The sequence below is a fragment of the Streptomyces sp. NPDC002884 genome, from assembly GCF_040295245.1.
Taxonomy (GTDB): Bacteria; Actinomycetota; Actinomycetes; order Streptomycetales; family Streptomycetaceae; genus Streptomyces.
This window is the reverse complement of sequence record NZ_JBEOVB010000033.1, coordinates 12,745-30,267: the sequence shown is the minus strand read 5'-3', so window position 1 is coordinate 30,267 and position 17,523 is coordinate 12,745. Positions and strand designations below refer to the sequence as shown.

Below are 17,523 nucleotides of genomic sequence, written 5' to 3'. Positions count from 1 at the left end.
CAGCCCGATTACTGAGCTGATCAAACCATCCGGGCCCCAGGAGGAGTCGCCATTACCTCCTGGGGCCCAGGAAAGGGAACGCACATACTCCAACGATGCTATGCCCTAGAAGTTGCGCGCCAGCCGACTACTCTCCTCGCACTGCAATGAATCTGTTGCATGCCATGACACACACAGACCGAGCTTCTCCGCGCGTCGGATCTCAATGCTTGCTTTACCCGCCGGCCAAGGAAGTCATGTAGCCATGACCAGTACGGGTCGGTGTTGCACCTGAATGCTGCGAATCACCGAATTCATGCCCGTACGCATCCGCAACGAGGAGCACAGCGCTCGCTGCTCGATCGTCAGTACATGGCGAGCGGCCGGTTTCCACCTCACCTATGCGGCTCGGAGAGCCGCAGCAACCACACATCGTGTGCGGCAGGAGCTGCTCCAGCGGCCAAGCGCTCACGTCGATACCACGGCGCGCAGGGCGGCCGGACGCTGACAGCCCGCTTGGGCCCCACCAGACACGCCCGATGGGGCTCTACCGGCATCCGGGTCAGCAACCCGGGCGGAAGCGGCGGTACAAGATGGCACCCGCAAGGAGGAACGCGGCGCCGCTGGCGACGGCAGGGACAGCCAGATCCGCTCCAGTGTGGGCCAGCGTGGACGTCGTCGGGTCCGGGATGGACGGAACGGCCTGATGCCGAGGGGGCGGGGGTTGCGATGCCTGGGGCTTCGGGGCCGGAGTCTGCCGGGGGACGTGGGGGTGAGAGAGGCCATGGTCGACGACCGACTGGTTGTTGATCGCTGGGTTACCCACGCCGACCACGTTGACACTGTTCCCGGAAACGTTCACCGGCAGATCAATCGGGAGCTGAATGCCGTTGCCTGAGATCAGCCCGGGCGAGTCCGTGACTCGGCCATAAGCCGAGGTTTCGCTTGACGAGTCCGATCTGCCGTCGGTCTCCGCGCCGTCAGCCTTTACCGTGTCCGTGTTCTTACACACGTTGCCCATGGCCGGGTTGAGCAGCCCCACGACGTCCACCGTGTTGCCGCAGAGGTTTACCGGCACAGACACCGGAGCCTGGATGTTGTTCCCAGAAAGCACCCCGGGCGATCCGGCCGCCGTACTTCCGGCGTCAGCACCGTCGGCCGCGAAGGCGGCGGACGCGGGAAGTGCCATCGCGCCGGATGCTGCGGCAACGGCGAGCACGCGGTTTAGAGTAGCCCGTCTCATAATCCATACCTTCCTAACATCACCGCGGGTAATTACCCGCACATCTACAAACGCTGGAAAAGCAACAGGGTTATGGCGTGCCGCCTTCCAAGTCGTCGTGCTGGGCTAAGAGGTCCTGACAGGTTTCGTCGATCATGTGACTTTCGGTCTGGTAGTGCTCCAGTCGTGGCGAAGAGAAAATTGCGGCCGCGGATCTCTCGGACGAACTGTGATCGCTCGTCGAACTGTTGCTGCCCAAGCCAGGCCCGAAGCCGGCCGAGGTCAGACCGCAGATCTCGGACCGACAGGCGCTGTTGCGGGATCCTCTGCGCAGCAGACACCGATTGGGTGGGAGCACCTGCCCTGGAGCCGGGATTCGACCGGGCACATCCTGCTGGCGATGTATTACCGCCTGGAACGAAGCCTGCGTGTGGGACGAGCCGAACCCTCTGCTGCTGAGGAAGCCGAGAGCCGCGAAGAAGCTAGAACCGGGTCGCGGGCGGTGATTGATTCCTCCCCCGACGTGCGGGTCGACGCGGCCCAATAGCGGGGCTCAGCCCGGTCGTCAGCGCATGGCCGGGCAGCAACCGCCACGTCCTGGCCGGGCAGTCCCGGCTCGAACCAGGGAACAAATACGTCGGCGGGTTCTGAAGGTTCACTGGCGACAGGCGGCGTGGTCGTGTTCCGCGACGAGTCGGGTGACCGGTAGGCGTCGTCAGATGATGAGTCCCCGAACGGGTACCGTGCGCCGCCTCAGGTTCCCGCTCCTCAGCCAAAGCGCTTAAGTGGCCTACGTGGTGAGGCGGTCGTTGGTCCGTGCATGGGGCGGGGTACGTGGAGTTGGATTGTTCCGGACGGGCTGTGGGAGATTGCGAAGCCGCTGATCCCGCCCTCGAGAGTGCGGCCGCAGGGCGACGGAACGCAGCGAAGGGCTCAAGCCCATGATCGAGGGTCACCAAACGAGACGCGACCCCCACCGCGGCCGCCATTTCAAGCCCCAGCGCCTCCACGCCGAAAGAGCCCACGCCCGAGCCGATCTGCGCAGATGGCTCAGATGGAAGCGCATCGGCGTGCGCATCGCCCGCAAAGGGATCGAGTCCAGCGAACGATTAGGACGACGACGCTGGGTCATCGAGCGGACGATGTCCTGGCTGTCCGGCTACCGACGACTCAGCCCACGCTACGAACGAAATCCCCGCAACTACCTGGACTTTCTCGGACTCGCCGCCGCACTCTGCTGCTACAAGCGACTCGTCCACCTCACCAGAGATGCCTGCGGTACCTCAACCTGCGTCTTACGCCCGAATCAGCTTCTGTGCCCAGCAATAGTCCGGGGCCTGTCCCCCGCCACTGGTGGAGGGACAAGCCCCGGGTCGGCCGGTTTAGAGGGTGGCCAGCCCCGGGCCAGTAGGCCCGTCCCCAGTGACGGCAGGAGCGGCCGATGTCCGACAGCTGCCGACCACCGAAGGGAAGAAAATGGTCAAAAGCCGTCCGAGCGCGGACGCGCCGTGCCTACCGCTACCAGTTCAACGACCCGGCTCAAGTTTCGTCACGCCCTATTTCGTCTCACCGCGGAGGGTCTGCCCCGCCAACCACCATCGACGCCAAGTTTCGCTCAGGGGAAGTGTGCTGTGAGGCGGCCCCACTAGGCACCGGGCTGGTCCGGAACCATAGAGACCGAAGGGCTCCCAGCACGGGCAGGGCCATCGAAGATGGGCTCTGGCGCAAGAGTATGAGGAACAAAACCGCCCCTGCGCGGCACGGACCCCTCGACTGCGTCGGGCCGTCTTCCTCCTGCTCCACCTGCCCGCCTCCGCCTCCGCCTCCGCCTCCGCGCTGAACACGCTCAGCTGGCTCATCGACACCCTGGCAGCAACGGCACGTGCCCGCCAATCATGGCAACAACGTCCCCGCAAGGATCATGGGTTCCGGCGGTGATTTTCAGATCAGGGGGCTGTCGTCGTCTCAGCCTGATATTCGGCGAGGTCGTAGTTTGCGAGTGTGGAGTCCAGCGGCAGTTGGCATACTCAGTGGTTACCAGGATGCTCAGTGAGGTTTTCTCAGAGAAATGATCTTGCGAACCAGTGGACGGAATCACACCCCTGACGGGATGGCGAACGGGTCGTACCCCTCGGGCATGAAACAGCCGTAGTCCTGCAGTGGCTGCGGATCGTTCAGCACGATGCGCTTCCACTCGCCCGCAGGCGAGAGCCCGTCTGGGCGGTCCAGAACTCGTTGGCCCGGGAGCCCGGCGGACGCTGGTGCGTCGGCTGCGAGTCGACCGAAGCGGTCCAGCAGAGCCCACACAGCGTCGTAGACATCACGGATTTCCTCGGCTGCCCTCTCCTCGGTGATTTCAGGGGAGGCTTCGCGGTACGCCGCGCGGGCCGAAGCGACAAAGCGCTCCGGATCGACGATCACCACGTCCTGGCGCATCCGAACACTGACCGTCATACCCGGCGTCGGAGCCGGCATCTCATCCACCGGCCCACGGTACTGCGTCGGAAGCGCGACCGACCGCGGGATTCTCCCTTGTGCACGGCCGGCAAGCCACGCCCCGGCTGTGAGATCCACTGGGCATTCGGTTCAAACGCAGACACCGAACCATCTCGACCGGTACGGATCGGGCGGGACATGGCGGCGGACGGGCGTGAATCCCCTGGCCGGACAGGTCCGCCAAGATCATGTCCGTAGCAACCGGAGGCTGCTCGTTGATCACCTATGTCGCCACGCTCGACGTCCCGCACCACGTGACGGAGTTCCTCGCTCGCCTGCTGGAAAACCACCGGCGCCAGATCGGAACTCCCAGACGCTCCCGGGCGCTGGGACCGTTTCGGCAGGCCGTGCTGGTGCTGCGCTGGTTCCGCGACCGCGGTTGTGTGCACTGCTTGGCCCGCGACGCCGGCGTTTCCCAGGCCACCGGCTACCGGCTACCTACACGAAGGCATCGACGTCCTCGCCGACCTGGCCCCTGACCTGCACGACGTCCTGATCCAGTGTCAGCTCGAGGGCATGGCACGCCAGCGCCAACCTGGAAACGGGTGGCAGATCGTCGACATCGACGGCGCCGAGGCTGGCACGCTCCACGTCAAGCACCGGCCGACGGAGACCATGCCCCATGAGCCCTTCTTGCGGAGCCGCTTGTAGCCCGGCTCTTCCGGGTTCGGTTCCACTCCACGGTCAGAGCGGCAGCGTTATCCCGAGTTCCTGCATGGCGGTGGAGGGCGGGCCGCCTTCGGAGCGTTCGGTCTTGTAGCCCTTGACTCGGGGTTCGAGGGTGCGAGGGTCCACGGCCTCGGCGGGGGCACTCCTCGCGTACAGGCCCTCGGGCTCGGTGTCGCGGTCGTGCGGCAGGAGCCAGAAGACGCGGCGGCGGAAAGTACCGGAGGCGCGGGAGGCTTTGGCGGTGGTGTCGAGGAGGGCATAGCCGACCATGCGGCCGTCGCGGTGGTAGGCCGGCCTCCCTTTGCGGGTCGGCAGGCGGTCCAGGCTCTGGCGGACGTAGTCGAGATCGGTGGTGTCTTCCAGCCAGACGATGTCGGCTTCGTGACTGATCTCGGCTTCGTCGATCAGGGAGCTCATTCGTTGTCCCTCTCCTGGTCGGTGAGCAGTCCGATGCCGGGGTAGTGCTTGCGCTGGTTGGACAGGATCATTTGCTTGGGCGAGGCGAGGCCGACGAGTTCCCGGGTGCGGGCGGCGAAGGCACGCGAGGACATGGCCGGTGCCCCTTCATCTTGGCACCATGTCCGATAGATGGTGTAGAACGCGGTCTGCTCGGCGCGCAGTTCGGGGCCGAGGATGCAGCATTCTTCGTAGAAGCGTCCGGTGTGGTCCTCGGTTTCCGCGTACGCGGTGGTGGCGATGCGGACGCGTTCAGGGCCGGTGAGGTCGCGGGCGCCGGCGAGGTAGCGGCGGGCGCCGTCGATGAGCCAGCCCAGGATGCCGGGGCCTTCCTCAGTGACGAGGATGTCCGCCAAGTTGTCGATCTTGCGGTGGTCGGGGACGATCCGCTCGAAGGGGATCAGCCGCATGCGGCGCCAGAACGCGAAGCCGCCGGTGCCGACTTCAGGGCGGTGGTTGCCCAGCAGCCAGAGTTTGTGGGTGGGTTCGAAGCTGAAGAAGTCCTGCCGCATACGGCGGGCTTTGATGCGGTCTCCGCCGGTGAGCAGCTTGACACGGGCCTCGTCGAACTTGTCGCCGTGCTTGACCTCGGAGCAGACGATGACGCGTCGGCCGTGGAGTTCGGCCAGGTCGGTGGGGTGGCCTTCGTAGGGGCGGGCCATCAGGAAGCCGGGCGGCGCCGCGTCCGCGTAGTCACCCAAGAGTTTCATGAGGACGTCGAGCAGGACGGATTTTCCGTTTTTGCCGAAGCCGAAGAGGAAGGGCAGGACCTGGCCGCCGACGTCGCCGGTGACGGAGTAGCCCAACAGCAGCTGCAGGTAGGCAATCATCTGCCGGTCTTCGGCGTCAGCGCCGAAGGTGTCGGTCAGGAAGCGTTCCCAGCGGGGCGTGGGCAGCGACTGGGGGCCCACAGTGGTCGAACGGGAGTGGAAATCCTTGTTCGGGTCGGGGACTTTCACCAGGCCGGTGCGCAGGTCGACGATGCCGTCGGGGGTGCACAGGGCGTAGGGGTCGGCGTCCAGGAGCGCGGCGTTGAGGACCATGCCGGGGGCGGACTTGGCCTGGATGAGCATGGCGTTGATGCCCGTGGTGGACAGGGCGCGACGGCGGTGTTGTTGCAGGGCCTGGGTGGTGAACAGGCCGCGTGGGTCGTGGGCGGCGATGGCCTCGGCGAGGTCACCGGCTGCCCACAGGACGGTGTCGTCCTCGTCGATCTGCCAGCGGGTGGTGTCCCATCGGTACCAGCCGATCCCAGGAACATGCCGGTAGTCGTTGGCGTACAGCTTGACGAACAGCTTGGCGTTGCCCCGGTCGGTGAGGGTGTCGGGCAACAGTCCAGCAGGGGTCGCCTCTCCGTCGGCCGCCCGGGAAGAGGCCGTCTGGGCAGGCACTGCAACGGTGATAGCCGGGGAGGTCCGCGGCTGGTCGAGGATCTGGGCGGCGACGGCTTCGGGGTCGAACTTGAAGAGCGCCTCGGTTTCGTTTCCGTGGGACGTCATCGGGGCCCCCTTCGCGCGTGGAGGGGGTGTTGGCTGCCGGCGGCCAGGCCGCTGCGGATGATCTGGGCGGCGCGGCGCTGTTGGCCCGGGCGAGCGGCGGCCGTGGCCTGGGTAAGGGCGGCCTCGGCATCTTCTTTTGTGAGCCGGCTGGCGGCGACGAGGCCGCCGAGGGTGTAGGCGGCACGGTTGAGGGTGCCGGAGAACCCTGCGCCTTCGGTGACTTGGCCGCAGGCCTCGACGGGGGCGAGGACCGTGGCGAGCAGGCGCTGGGTGGTGTCGCGGCCGCCACCTGAGGCAAGCACTGCCTGTTGCGCGCGTGGTGGGACCGGGCGGGGCGCAGGGACGCTGGGGGTCGGCAGGTGGCCGGTGCGCTCGAGCTCCTGGGCGAGCCAGGTGGGCAAGGCGGTCGGCTCACGGACGCTGTCGACGGGAGTGTAGGAACCGTCGTGGGTGGTGGTGCCTGGGGCAATGATGTAGCCGCCGTGGGCTCGGACGTCGACCTGCCAGGCAAGCGCGGTGCCCTGGCTGGAGCCGGCCGAGCAGCGCCAGCGGCGGTTGTCGGCGATCCGGTACCAGACGTGCAGGCCGCCAGAGGGCGTGCGGACTCGCAGGGTGGTCTCGTCTTCTGCGGGGCTGCGCTCGCCGCGCAGGGCGGCCAGGACGGCCAGGGTATGGAAGCCGTTGGCCAGACCGGTGAGATCGACGTGGTCGCCTATGGGGATCCCCGGCAGGATCCGGTCCCTGGTGGGCGGCTGAGTGGGGTGAGCATCGATGTCAATGACGACCAGGCTGGCTGGACCGCAGGCGACGCCGACGCCGAACTCAGGATGGGCGCCCCACCACTGAGTGATATGGCGCTGGTCGAGAGTGGCAGCGTGAAAGCCGTGGCACCAACGGCCTGCCGCCAAGCAGGGGCACTGCGCAGGAGGGTGCGGAGTGGTGCGGCACTGGGTGCAGTTCCCGGCCGGAGTCTTGCGGCCGGCGGCGAGGGGGTGCACGGGCCAGCCGCGGCGCGCGCACCAGCTGGCGGTGGCCAGAGTGGCAGCGACTGAAGACTCAGAGACAGGCGGCCGTAAGTCGCTGCCAGAAAAGCGCAGCTCAGCAAGCATTTGCACCCCCCATCAGCGACCGAAGCGACTCAACGACGGACACAGCGTAGCGAATGTCGAGCATGAGGTCCTGGAGCACGTGCAAAGGAACCCTGATGCCGTATCCCTATGGGATCGGAGGTGCATCGGGAGCGACTCAGCGGACGTGGCAGCGACCGAACGGGCTCGGTCGCTGCTGTTCCAGTTCACGGAAAACCCCAGGTGGGTCACCATGCAACACCCAGAACAGCGACTGAAGCGACTGAAGCCTCCTATATATAACGCACACGCACACACATAAGTGCCTCATATACTCCGAGCTTGAGTCGCTTCAGTCGCTGCGCACCCTGCTTCATGGCGCTGACCTGCGCATTCATGCTTGCAGGGGGAGCGACCGAACAGTCGCCCAGTCGCTGCGCCTTCAGTCGCTGCTCGAGCTTCAGCTTCCGCCGTGCAGCGACCCAAGCGACTGAAGCGACTGACGGCCCGGCACTGAGTCTGCAACTGCCCGCTGATACTGAGAGTTGGAGGTGTCGGCAGGCACGGTTGCCGGTGCGCACGACCTGGTCGACGGGGTCGGCAGCCGTGAACGCCGGGCGCAGCCAGTCGATCGCCGTACTGACGCCGGGGCCCGGCAGCAGCATTTGATCGCACCGACCCCGGGCGCGGAAGCTCTTGCGCAACGGGTGGCAGGCCGACAGTCCACGGTCCAGAAACCGGTGCAGCGGGGTGCGTGGACAGTAAACCGGAGGTCAGGCTCATGAGGTCACCGCCTTGGGTAACGAGCGCCGCCAGGGCGCAAGGGAGTTGTCACCAGTTGGACGGTAGGCAGCAGCACTGACAAACCGTCACCCGCAGGGAGTAACTGCGGGCGGGGATGGGTGGGCCCGGGATTCACCCGCACGAGGGGCGGCGCGGTGTCCGTGACGACGTGGGGCTCGGTGGTGGAGCGGGTCTTGGCCCCGGCAGTGTCATGCGGTCCCTCACGGGTTCGGGCTGAATGAACGGGGGGATCATCCAGGCCGAACTACACCGCAGCACGAACTTCATTCCTTCATGAGGAAGGAGGCCACCAGGGATGTGACGGCTTCGGGGCGCTGCAATGGCAGCATATGGTCGCAGTCAGGGAATGTGACGAACTGGCTGCCTTCGATCGTCGCGGCAAAAGCCTGCTGCCGCTCAGGAGGGTGGAGGTGGTCGTGTTCAGCGCTGAACACCATGGTAGGCACCCGTGTCAGGCCTCCTGTAAGTGAGTGGTGTCGGCTCGTCAGAGCGCTGGCGATCAGGTCGACGTAGCGCGGCGTGCGGGCAGCCTTGCGCATGAAACGCAGCACGTAGCCGAGAGCCAGGTCGCGGCGGTGGACATGGTGGTTTTCGTCGAGGCACAGCAGATCAGCGGCCATAAGGGTGGCGAAGCCCTCTGCGTCACCTGCTCTCGCCCTGTCGGTGGCACGTCGCAAATGGGACAACACCTCCGGCGTGAGCTGATATCGCACCCCTCCGATGAGCAGCCGTGTGACGCGCTCAGGATGGCGCTGCGCATATTGAAAGGCGACGGCCGCTCCCATGGAGTAGCCATAGAGGTTGACGCGGGTGGCACCGAGGTCCGCGATGATGCCTTCGAGTCCGCCACACAGGGTGTCGACATCGTCCCGGTCCGCTGGGAGGGCACCGGGATCAACAGTGGGCAGATCCACTGTGACCATGCTTGCCCTGGGCGTCACGGTGCTCTCCAGGTACCCCCAGTCGTACATGCCCTGCAGTACTCCGCCCAGCAGGATGACGGGCTCTACGGTGGGGGCTGACGGCTGCAGCACCCGGTAGGTATACGACACACCTTGCACGGACAGGGTGCGGACATGTTCCTCGGTCATGCTTACTCCCGTCTCAGACGCGGGTGAGGACGAGGGCGGCGTTATGCCCGCCGAAGCCGAGCGAGGTGCTCACCGCGCAGTCCAGACGCGCAGTTTTGGCAACTTGGGTTACCACCTCAACCGGTACGCGCGGGTCCTGCGTCTTGAGGTTCACCGTTGCCGGCACCAACTGGTCCTCAAGGGCGAGGACGGTGAAGGCAGCCTCGATGCCGCCGGCGGCGCCAAGCGTGTGCCCGGTCATGGCCTTGGTGGACGTCACCAGCGGGTGATCTCCCAAGACGCGATGCAGCACAGCGGCTTCCGCCAGATCGTTCATGACCGTCGCTGTGCCGTGCGCGTTGACGTGTTGAATGTCGCCGGGAGTCACATCGGCGTCGGCCAGCGCGGCGCGCAGCGCCAGCTCGAGGCCGGCTTCACTCGGGGCGACGGGGGACGAAGTATCGCTGGACGAGGCCGCCCCGTACCCGCGCACGACGGCCCGGGAGATGGCGCCGCGAGCCCGGGCGTGTTCCGCACGTTCCAGCACCAGTACACCAGCCCCTTCCCCCACCACGAAGCCGTCCCTGTCCACGTCGAACGGGCGGCAGGCCCCGGCGGGGTCCGCTGTACGGGTGGACAGTGCCTTCGTGTTGCATCCGCCGGCGAAGAACGCCCGGGTGGACATGGACTCCGCGCCGCCCGTGATGGCGATGTCGCAAGCCCCGGCACGCAGCAAATACAGCGCGGTGCCGATCGCGTCGGTGCCGGAGGAGCAGGCCGTCGCCACCGCCAGGCTGGGCCCCATCGCGCCCAGGTCCCGAGCGACGCTGCCGGCTGCCCCGTTGACGACACTCAGCGGCGCCAGCCTCGGCGACACCCTGCGTGCGCCGCGCTCCAGAAGTACCCTGTGCTGCTCGTCATAGAAGTCCAGGCCCCCATGGGCAGAACCGATGACGACCGCGACGCGAGTGCTGTCCCAGATGTCGGGGCCGAGCCGGGCGTCCGCCACGGCCTCCCTGGCCGCGACCACAGCCAGCTGAGCGAAGCGATCCATGAGCCGGTAGCTGGCCACACCCAGCACGGCATCGATGTCGAGACCGCCGATGGTGTACATGAAGTCGCAGGGCAGATCCTGCAGTGAGGGTGGCCGCCGCACTCCAAGAGGTGCGGCCGCAGTGGTGATCTGGTTCCAGGATTCCTTCACCCCGATGCCGGCGGCCGTCACCAGGCCGAGACCCGTCACAACGACCGCAGCGGGTTCGCGTGCCGCAGGCGTCATGCCGTTGCTACCTTCTGGCGAACCATATTCATCAGGGTGTCGATCGTGTCCTTGGAGGTCAGGGTCACGTCGGCCATATCGATGGCGCACTCGTCCTCAATCATCCGGAGCAGTTCCTCCGCGGCAAGAGAGTCGATGGCCAGCTGATGCAGAGGGACGTCAGGGGACTCGTCGAGGCGAACCCCGAAACACTTGTGTAAAAGAAGCGTGACACGATCGGTGGCTTCCACGTCGATACCGTTCCTCGTTCGCGATGGACAACTATAAGGAACGCGTTACCGATCGCGAGGTCACGGCCTACGAGGCAGGCCTAACACGAGGTCCATGAACGAAAGCGCGGTTCGGGAACAGACGTCTGTGATTGCGTCTCAACTTGGCCTACTCACCGCCAGGGATTGAACGCGTCCCGTCTCATCCGGGGCCGTGCGGTCGCCTATTGATGTGACCTTTCTGCACGAGTGTCGTTGGGCACTGCAGCGCGAACACAACTCCCCCGTGGACGCGTACGCAGACGAGGGGCCCGAACTGTGCCTGCCGCCCGGGCCCCTCGTGCCGCCGCCCGGCCAACGGCCGGCCCCCGCAATTCCACACCTCCGCATCGAGGGTTGCAGGCGCCCGCGGGGCCCAGGGCTTCCATCGGCACGACCGGCCTAAACAAGTAGGGGCCGTAGCGGCCGCCGGTGCCGATGCGGTGCGTCCCCGGCACTTGTTGTAGCGGTCGGGCCCTTTACTGGCTCTAACAAAAGCGGGTTGATCATGTGACTGTCCGCTTGATCGCTCGTTGAATGCGGGCATGGGGAAGCGTCAGTCGCGGCCGTGGATCGTGTCGGATGAACTGTGGTCGCTCATCGAGCCGTTGCTGCCCGAGCCGCCGCCGAAGCAGGTCGAGGGACGGCCGCGAGTACCCGACCGCCAGGCCTTGTGTGGGATCTTGTTCGTCCTGCACACCGGCATCCAGTGGGAGTACCTGCCCCAAGAGCTGGGCTTCGGCTCGGGCATGACGTGCTGGCGTCGCCTTGCAGCCTGGAACGATGCCGGTGTCTGGGACCGACTGCACCAGCTGCTGCTGAACAAGCTGCGCTCGAAGAACCAGCTGGACTGGTCGCGGGCGGTGATCGACTCCTCCCACGTGCGGGCCGCACGCAGGAGCCCGAAAGTGGGCCCGGCCCGGTCGACCGCGCACGCCCGGGCAGCAAACACCACATCATCACCGACGGCCACGGAATCCCGCTCGCGGTGTCTCTGACCGGCGGAAACCGCAACGATGTCAGGCAACTGCTGCCCCTGTCGGGGTGGGACCGGAATACGAGCGAAACGTGCCACACACCAGCGGCCAGGTGGGTCACAGGCTCGCATCGGTAGGTGTTCGCGCCTGTGAAACACCCCGCCGTTTGGCCGGGCCGTGTAGGTCATCGCCTACCCGGCGTGGGACAGGCGCCGCAACGAACCGGAGTCGATGTGCAGGATCTTCATGGACATCTACAACGTGAAGCGGCTCCAGCCGGGCATGACCACGGAGTTCACGCCCGGCGGACGGGTGATGAAACACGACTGCTCGACCCTCGGCGGCAACAGCGGCTCCCCCGTCTTCGACCTCACCAACCACCGGGTCCTCGGCCTCCGTTCGGCGGGCGCTACCGCATCGGCAACGTGGCCGTGCCGCTGTGGGAGATGGTGGACGATCCGCTGCTGGGGAAGGCGAAGATCAACTGGGTATGACGGGCGGGGTGTCGGGACTCGCGGGCACGCCGACCCTGCGGGCCGCCTCGCGCCGGACGCGCCGCTCTCGCGGCCCGGTCCCCGGGCTCCCGCCGAGGGCCCGCGCCACCTCTTCCGTCTCGGCGACGGTGAGCGGCACGTCGCCCGCCTCCAGCGCCATGGCGAGCCCGGAACGGGAGAGCGCCCGGGTGCCCTTGTCGCCCGGCACGGCGACGAGGACGGCGTGGTCCCCCGCCAGGGCGAGCAGCGCGCCCTCGGCGGTGAGCGTGGCATGCGGCCCGCCGAGCAGGAAGCAGATCACGTCCAGGGCCCGCACTCCGATGCCGCCGAGGTCCGCCACGGCGACGCGCCGCAGGGTGGGCCGGTACGGGACGGGGAGGCGCCCAGGCAGGCTGAGGAGCGTAAGGACCATCTGGCAGAGGGCGCGTCCCGCGTCGAAGAACTCGCCCTGCTCCAGCTTCTCCCGGTAGATCTCGCGCAACTCTCGGGGCCCCTGCTCGGCGAGGACCTGCGGATGCTCGACACAGTCGGCGCTCGCGCCCCAGAACCAGAGCGTTTCCCCGGCGTGCCCGGTGGGACGCACAGCCGCGGCGAGCGCGCCGACGCACTCGACGATCTGGTCCAGGTGCTCATCGGCGCCCCACAGGAGGCCGCTGAACAGACAGGCCCCGTCGGCGCCTTCGAGGGGGTGCGGGCGAGCGTCCGGTCCCGGACCGAGCTCTCCTGCGTACGGGACGGTGCACGCGAGGATGCCGGCCGGGACGGTGCCGGTGTCCGAGGTGACGACGCGGAGCCCGGTGTCGTGGCGGTGCCCGTCGTCGGTGACCCGGTGCACGGCGTAGCCCGCGCCGGGCAGCGTCGTGGCGGCCGGGCCGAGGCGTTCGCGGGCGAGCGGGTCGAGGTAGAAGGCCCCAGCGCCGAGCCGGTCGGCCACCGTCCGCTCCGGGCCGGTGCCGCCGAGCACGGGCACGAGCGGGAGCTCGGTGGAGCCGACGGTGAGGCGGTCGAGGGAGATCCTGCCGAGCGGCGCGTACCGGAACCCGTCACCCATGCGCGTCCGCAGGGTGGCGAGCCGCTCAGGCGCCCACTCTCCCGCGGGCGCGGGCGGCGCGGGCGCGCTCCGGGGCGCGCCCCAGGGGCGGGCGCCGGCGCCGAGGTCGCGCACGCCGCTCCCGGTGTGGGCGGCGAGGCCCAGGCCGCCCGCGGGCCGTCCGACGGGTCCGGTCGCGGGCAGCCCGGGGCCGTCGAGCAACGGCACGATGACCGGGCGGCCGGCGTCGGCGTAGCTGGGCACCTCGTAGCCGTCCGCGGAGATGCGTTCCCCGGGCGCACGGGACTCCTCGACGGCGGGGCGGGCCCCGTCGGGGGCGGCTGCTGCCGTCGGCGTCCCGCCGGGCGGGACGCCGACGACCATCTGTACCGCGTCGGCCAGGGCCCGCCGGACGGCGAGCTCCAGGAGCCGCGCCGTCTCGGGGGCGAGGCCCTCGGGCCGGGCGGGCAGCTCGGGCGGGTGAAAGCGGCGCTCGCGGGGGCCGGTGGTCACCGCACCCTCCTTCCGGCGACGATCCGGTAGACCGTGCTGACGTCGTCGGCGGTGACCTCGAAGACGATGTCGGGGTGGCGGGCACTGAGCCGGGAGAGCACTCCGGCGCGGGTCCCGCCACCGAGCGCGGCGGCGCAGATCGTGCAGACCTCCTGGTCGACCCGGATGTAGACGGTGCGGCCGCGCGCGGCGGCCTGTTCGGCCTCGGTCAGGCGGGCGAGACGGGCGTCGATCTGCTGGCCGAGGTCCTGCTCGGCATGCCCGTGGGCCTGCGGGACGACGACATTGTCCGGCGGCCGGATGGCGTGGCCGGGGTCGTACGAGCCGAAGGCGAGCGGCGAGCCGCCGGTGAACAGCTCCCCGGCGAGGGCGGGGATGTCGGAACGGGCGACGCCGATCGTTCCCTCGTACCCGGCGGCGGCCTTGGCGGTCGGCTCCACCCACTGCACTCCGACCCGAGTGGTGCGCTTCCGGTATCCCGCCGGCTCACGGGTGGACGGTTTGCGCAGCCCGGCCGCCTCCAGCTGGCGCCGCACGGCCTCGACGGCGGCGCGCGCCGCGCGCAGGTCACCACGCAGCTGCTCCTGTACGGCGGGGTCGGTGGGGCGTTCGGGCTGGTACGGGCGCTTGGCGCCGCCCCATCGTTCGTCCAGGACCTGCTTGGCCACAGGGTCGTGGGCCTCGCGGGCGCGCAGTTCCTCGAGGCGCGCCGTCTCGTACCACCGGCGGTCCAGGGCGGCTTCCCCGTCGGTGAGCGAGGCCTCCTTGAGGCGCGCCCAGCTCGGCCACGCTGAAGCGGGCTGGGGGCGCGGGCGGGCGGTTTCGGCGGCGGGGCGGGGGGCCTCCGCGACGGGGGGCGTGACCTCGACGGGGGGCGTGACCTCGGCGGCCGCCGAGGTCTCGATCATGGGCGTGGCCTCGGCGGCTGGTACGGGGACGGGGACGGAAGCACGCTCGGACGCGGGCCCGGGTGTCTCATGCGCCGCCGTCTCGTGCACCGGCGTGATGCGCGCGGGGACGCGCGACGCGTTGGTCGTCGGGCGGGCGTGGGCGAGCCCCTCCGCCGCCTCGTCGACGCGGTCGCCGACCGCCCGCGCCCAGGCCTGCGCCTCCGCCTCCGGGAGGCTCTGGCTCAGGGCGTGTTCCATCCGCCGCCGGGTCAGGGTCATGGCCTCGGCCCATCGCTCGGCTGTGACGCCCTCGGCGCTGAGGAGGCGGGTCAGCAGGGCGGCCTTGATCAACGTCGGCCCGGCTCGGGTGCAGAGCCTGTGCAGGAGCGGCTCGACGGTGAAGGCGGCGACGATGCCGACGACGGCGTGGAACTCCATCTTGGCCACGTAGGCGTTGATTCCCGACCAGCGAGCGGCGACGACATCGTGGGCGAGGGTCTCCAGGGCCGCCCCGACGGCGCCGCCCACCGCGCCGGTGATCAGCTTGGTCGTGATCCAGGAGGCGATCCGGCCGCGCAGGCCGGCGGTGCCGATACGGCCGCCGGCCCAATCCCCGAGCCCGCCGCCGATCCGGTAGCCGACGGCGCCGAGGTAGCCGTCGACGGCGGCCATGAGGAATCCGCCGGCGGTCGCCTCCTCCTGGCGAAGCAGGATCTTGACCAGGTAGATGCCTTCCGAGATACCGATGCCGACGCCCACCGCACGGATTCCCCCGCCCAACTGGGCGAGCGAGGCGACGACTCCGGCCTCCCAGGCGAGGGCCACGCCACCGATGGCGAGCACGGCGAAGCCCGCGATCCGGTAGGCCTCGCCTGCCCGGCCGAGCCGCCATTGCACGAGCCGTGCCTCGAACTCGCCGACGGGTTCGCGCAGGGGGCCGGCGGCGGTCCCCCACCCCGTGCCGGAGCCCTCCACCCGCGACACGATCTCGAACCCCACCTCGTAGGAGGGGAGTCCGTGCTCCCGGGCGTCGTACACCTCCAGGAGCCTGATACCGAACTCGACCTCGACGGTCTCGAAGTCGTCGGCGGTGATCCGGGCCACCCGCGCGGCCCGCTCCACCGCGACCGAGGTGAACTCCCCTGCCTCATAGACGCGTTGATCGCGTCCGGCGAGGATGTCCTCGATCATCCGCTCCCGCTCGGCGAGGAGTGCGGTGCGCAGCGCCTCGGCCCGGCCCGGCTTCGGGCGCGTGACGGTGCGGGTCTTGCGGTAAAGGGGATCGACGTCCCCCAGGAGCTGCCCGGCGAACACGGCCCCGTCCGGCCGCCGGTCGAGTTCCACGGCTCCCTGCCAGGTCGTGCCGACCGTGTAGGCGTGGGCGGTGGTGACCGCGCGCTCCTTGGCGAGGGCGGCACGCAGGGCGTGTACCCGCTCGTGGCGCGCGTACCGGGTGGCCTCGCACTGCTGGAGCAGGCGCAGCCGCAGGGCGAACCGCCGGGTGGCGTCGGCGGCGTCGAAGAACTCGCGCAGCTTTCCGTGCCGTTCGATGCTGTTCAGCACGTATGCGAAGAGGCTGCCGTACTGTCCGCGCGCCTGCGAGAGTGTCTCTGCGAGCACCTCGTCGAGGGCGGCGCCGAAGCCGTCGTCGCCGATCAGCGGGACGAGGTCGGCCGCCATCTTCCGGGCGACCGGCCGGAAGATGGCGGCGCCGAGGGTCTCGGCCGTGACGTCGAGCACGGCGCGGCAGTAGAGCACCCGCTCGCCCGGCGCGTCCGGCCACGTGGTCTCCTGCCGCACGGCGTCGGGCACGCCGGGCAGGGCGTCGCCCTGGGCGACGAAGAGGCGGGAGGCCGGTTCGAGGTGCGGGTGGCCGTCGGCCGCGTCGCGGTCGAACAGCGCGAGGAGGAGCTCGCGTGCGATGCCCGTGGGGGTGCGCACCGGGTTGGAGGCCTCGCGCAGGACGGCGGGTCGGGTCCAGACGGTGACCGGATCGTTCGCGTACTCCTCGGCGTAGCGGCTCCACGGCAGGCCGGTGGCCCGCTCGAAGACGGTCTCGTCCACGCAGAACCCGGCCTCGCGGACCGGCATGGTGACCGAGAGGCCGGGGCCGAGGACGGCGACGTCTTTGAAGTCGACGCGCGGCAGCCGCATGACGGCGAAGACGATGTGCCCCAGGGGGACGTGCGGGATGCGGGCGGCGACGGTCCCCCTCTCGTCGGCCTCGGTGAGCCCCCGCAGCACGTCCTCGGACGCGGACATGGCCCAGGCGGGCTCGGTCCGCTCCGCCTTCGACAGCGCTTTCTCCTTCCCCTTCTCCTGCGCGGAGATTCTGACCACCAGCTCCTGCGCCAGCACGTCCGGCACGTACGCCTTGTCGACGCGCACCAGCCAGACGTCGGCCTCGCGGATGGTGCCGGTCAGCGAGCGGTACAGCTCGGCCTGCGGGAAGGGCCGCCGCAGCACCTTCGCCACGAGGCCGAGGAACCGGTCGACCTCGATCCGGGCGCGGGCGGTGCCGACGACGGTCCAGGGCGCCTTGCCGTGCACCGGGACCTTGGTACGACGGCCGGAATCGGCGTACGAGGGCACCGCGTAGCCGCCGTCCCTGTCCCGCCCTGGCTCGTGCACCTCACGAGCCAGGGCCCCGTCCGCCCACGCCGCCGTCCGCCGCCCACGCCCGACCTCCCGCTCTGCCTGCGCGAGCCGCCCGGCGACGAGCGCGGTGAGCCGCCGGGTGAGCGCGGCGAGTTCGTCGGGGCCGGGCTCGCCGGTGAGGGTGATCCTCACCGGAACGTGGACGTGGGTCTCCATCGTGGTCCGGCCGACG

At 69.0% G+C, this 17,523-nt stretch carries 13 protein-coding genes and 1 pseudogene; 3 read left to right on the top strand and 11 right to left on the bottom strand.

Translation table 11 applies throughout. The features are described 5' to 3' along the window. Positions 1–541: 541 nt before the first annotated feature. Positions 542–1,198, bottom strand: coding sequence for a chaplin (locus tag ABT070_RS37915; protein ID WP_351767463.1), 657 nt, complete (start codon positions 1,196–1,198; stop codon positions 542–544). Positions 1,199–2,021: 823 nt separating this feature from the next. On the opposite strand from ABT070_RS37915, the pseudogene ABT070_RS37910 reads away from it, so the two are divergent. Further along, a pseudogene (locus tag ABT070_RS37910) lies at positions 2,022–2,466 on the top strand (transposase); the annotation flags it as partial. Positions 2,467–3,295: 829 nt separating this feature from the next. On the opposite strand, the gene ABT070_RS37905 reads toward ABT070_RS37910, so the two are convergent. From ABT070_RS37905 to ABT070_RS37865, 8 genes are all read right to left on the bottom strand, one after another. Next, complete coding sequence (locus ABT070_RS37905; protein WP_351767462.1) at positions 3,296–3,685, bottom strand: hypothetical protein; 390 nt, start codon at positions 3,683–3,685, stop codon at positions 3,296–3,298. A 450-nt stretch (positions 3,686–4,135) separates the two neighbouring features. Beyond that, entirely contained in the window at positions 4,136–4,297 is a 162-nt protein-coding gene (locus ABT070_RS37895; RefSeq protein WP_351767521.1) for a hypothetical protein, read from the bottom strand. An 84-nt stretch (positions 4,298–4,381) separates the two neighbouring features. Beyond that, on the bottom strand, positions 4,382–4,783 hold the full coding sequence (locus tag ABT070_RS37890; protein WP_351767461.1) for a DUF6009 family protein: 402 nt from the start codon (positions 4,781–4,783) through the stop codon (positions 4,382–4,384). Further along, positions 4,780–6,321, bottom strand: coding sequence for a DNA primase family protein (locus tag ABT070_RS37885; RefSeq protein WP_351767460.1), 1,542 nt, complete (start codon positions 6,319–6,321; stop codon positions 4,780–4,782). The genes ABT070_RS37890 and ABT070_RS37885 overlap by 4 nt, the downstream gene beginning before the upstream one ends. Beyond that, positions 6,318–7,430, bottom strand: a complete 1,113-nt coding sequence (locus ABT070_RS37880) for a bifunctional DNA primase/polymerase (protein WP_351767459.1) — start codon at positions 7,428–7,430, stop codon at positions 6,318–6,320. The genes ABT070_RS37885 and ABT070_RS37880 overlap by 4 nt, the downstream gene beginning before the upstream one ends. Before the next feature lie 1,025 nt (positions 7,431–8,455). Continuing rightward, the gene (locus tag ABT070_RS37875) at positions 8,456–9,283 is read right to left on the bottom strand and encodes an alpha/beta fold hydrolase (protein WP_351767458.1); all 828 of its coding nucleotides are present in this window, start codon (positions 9,281–9,283) and stop codon (positions 8,456–8,458) included. A 13-nt stretch (positions 9,284–9,296) separates the two neighbouring features. Continuing rightward, positions 9,297–10,541, bottom strand: a complete 1,245-nt coding sequence (locus ABT070_RS37870; protein WP_351767457.1) for a beta-ketoacyl-[acyl-carrier-protein] synthase family protein — start codon at positions 10,539–10,541, stop codon at positions 9,297–9,299. Beyond that, positions 10,538–10,771, bottom strand: coding sequence for a phosphopantetheine-binding protein (locus tag ABT070_RS37865; RefSeq protein ID WP_351767456.1), 234 nt, complete (start codon positions 10,769–10,771; stop codon positions 10,538–10,540). The genes ABT070_RS37870 and ABT070_RS37865 overlap by 4 nt, the downstream gene beginning before the upstream one ends. A 563-nt stretch (positions 10,772–11,334) precedes the next feature. Between ABT070_RS37865 and ABT070_RS37860 the strand changes: the two genes are divergently transcribed. Beyond that, the gene (locus ABT070_RS37860; protein WP_502990196.1) at positions 11,335–11,787 is read left to right on the top strand and encodes an IS5 family transposase; all 453 of its coding nucleotides are present in this window, start codon (positions 11,335–11,337) and stop codon (positions 11,785–11,787) included. Continuing rightward, positions 11,745–11,903 (top strand): hypothetical protein, encoded by a 159-nt coding sequence (locus ABT070_RS46310; RefSeq protein WP_502990197.1) that lies wholly within the window; start codon positions 11,745–11,747, stop codon positions 11,901–11,903. Before ABT070_RS37860 ends, ABT070_RS46310 begins: the two co-directional genes overlap by 43 nt. Before the next feature lie 343 nt (positions 11,904–12,246). Here ABT070_RS46310 and ABT070_RS37855 read toward each other — a convergent pair whose 3' ends face one another. Both ABT070_RS37855 and ABT070_RS37850 read right to left on the bottom strand, forming a co-directional pair. Continuing rightward, the gene (locus ABT070_RS37855; protein ID WP_351767455.1) at positions 12,247–13,803 is read right to left on the bottom strand and encodes a hypothetical protein; all 1,557 of its coding nucleotides are present in this window, start codon (positions 13,801–13,803) and stop codon (positions 12,247–12,249) included. Then, positions 13,800–17,507, bottom strand: a complete 3,708-nt coding sequence (locus ABT070_RS37850; RefSeq protein WP_351767454.1) for a hypothetical protein — start codon at positions 17,505–17,507, stop codon at positions 13,800–13,802. The genes ABT070_RS37855 and ABT070_RS37850 overlap by 4 nt, the downstream gene beginning before the upstream one ends. Positions 17,508–17,523: the final 16 nt, after the last annotated feature.

Excerpts from the sequence above, each read along its gene's own strand:
- ABT070_RS37890 (WP_351767461.1), bottom strand. The coding sequence starts at position 4,783 with ATGAGCTCCCTGATCGACGAAGCCGAGATCAGTCACGAAGCCGACATC.
- ABT070_RS37885 (WP_351767460.1), bottom strand. The coding sequence starts at position 6,321 with ATGACGTCCCACGGAAACGAAACCGAGGCGCTCTTCAAGTTCGACCCC.
- ABT070_RS37880 (WP_351767459.1), bottom strand. The coding sequence starts at position 7,430 with ATGCTTGCTGAGCTGCGCTTTTCTGGCAGCGACTTACGGCCGCCTGTC.
- ABT070_RS37875 (WP_351767458.1), bottom strand. The coding sequence starts at position 9,283 with ATGACCGAGGAACATGTCCGCACCCTGTCCGTGCAAGGTGTGTCGTAT.
- ABT070_RS37870 (WP_351767457.1), bottom strand. The coding sequence starts at position 10,541 with ATGACGCCTGCGGCACGCGAACCCGCTGCGGTCGTTGTGACGGGTCTC.
- ABT070_RS37860 (WP_502990196.1), top strand. The coding sequence starts at position 11,335 with ATGGGGAAGCGTCAGTCGCGGCCGTGGATCGTGTCGGATGAACTGTGG.
- ABT070_RS37850 (WP_351767454.1), bottom strand. The coding sequence starts at position 17,507 with ATGGAGACCCACGTCCACGTTCCGGTGAGGATCACCCTCACCGGCGAG.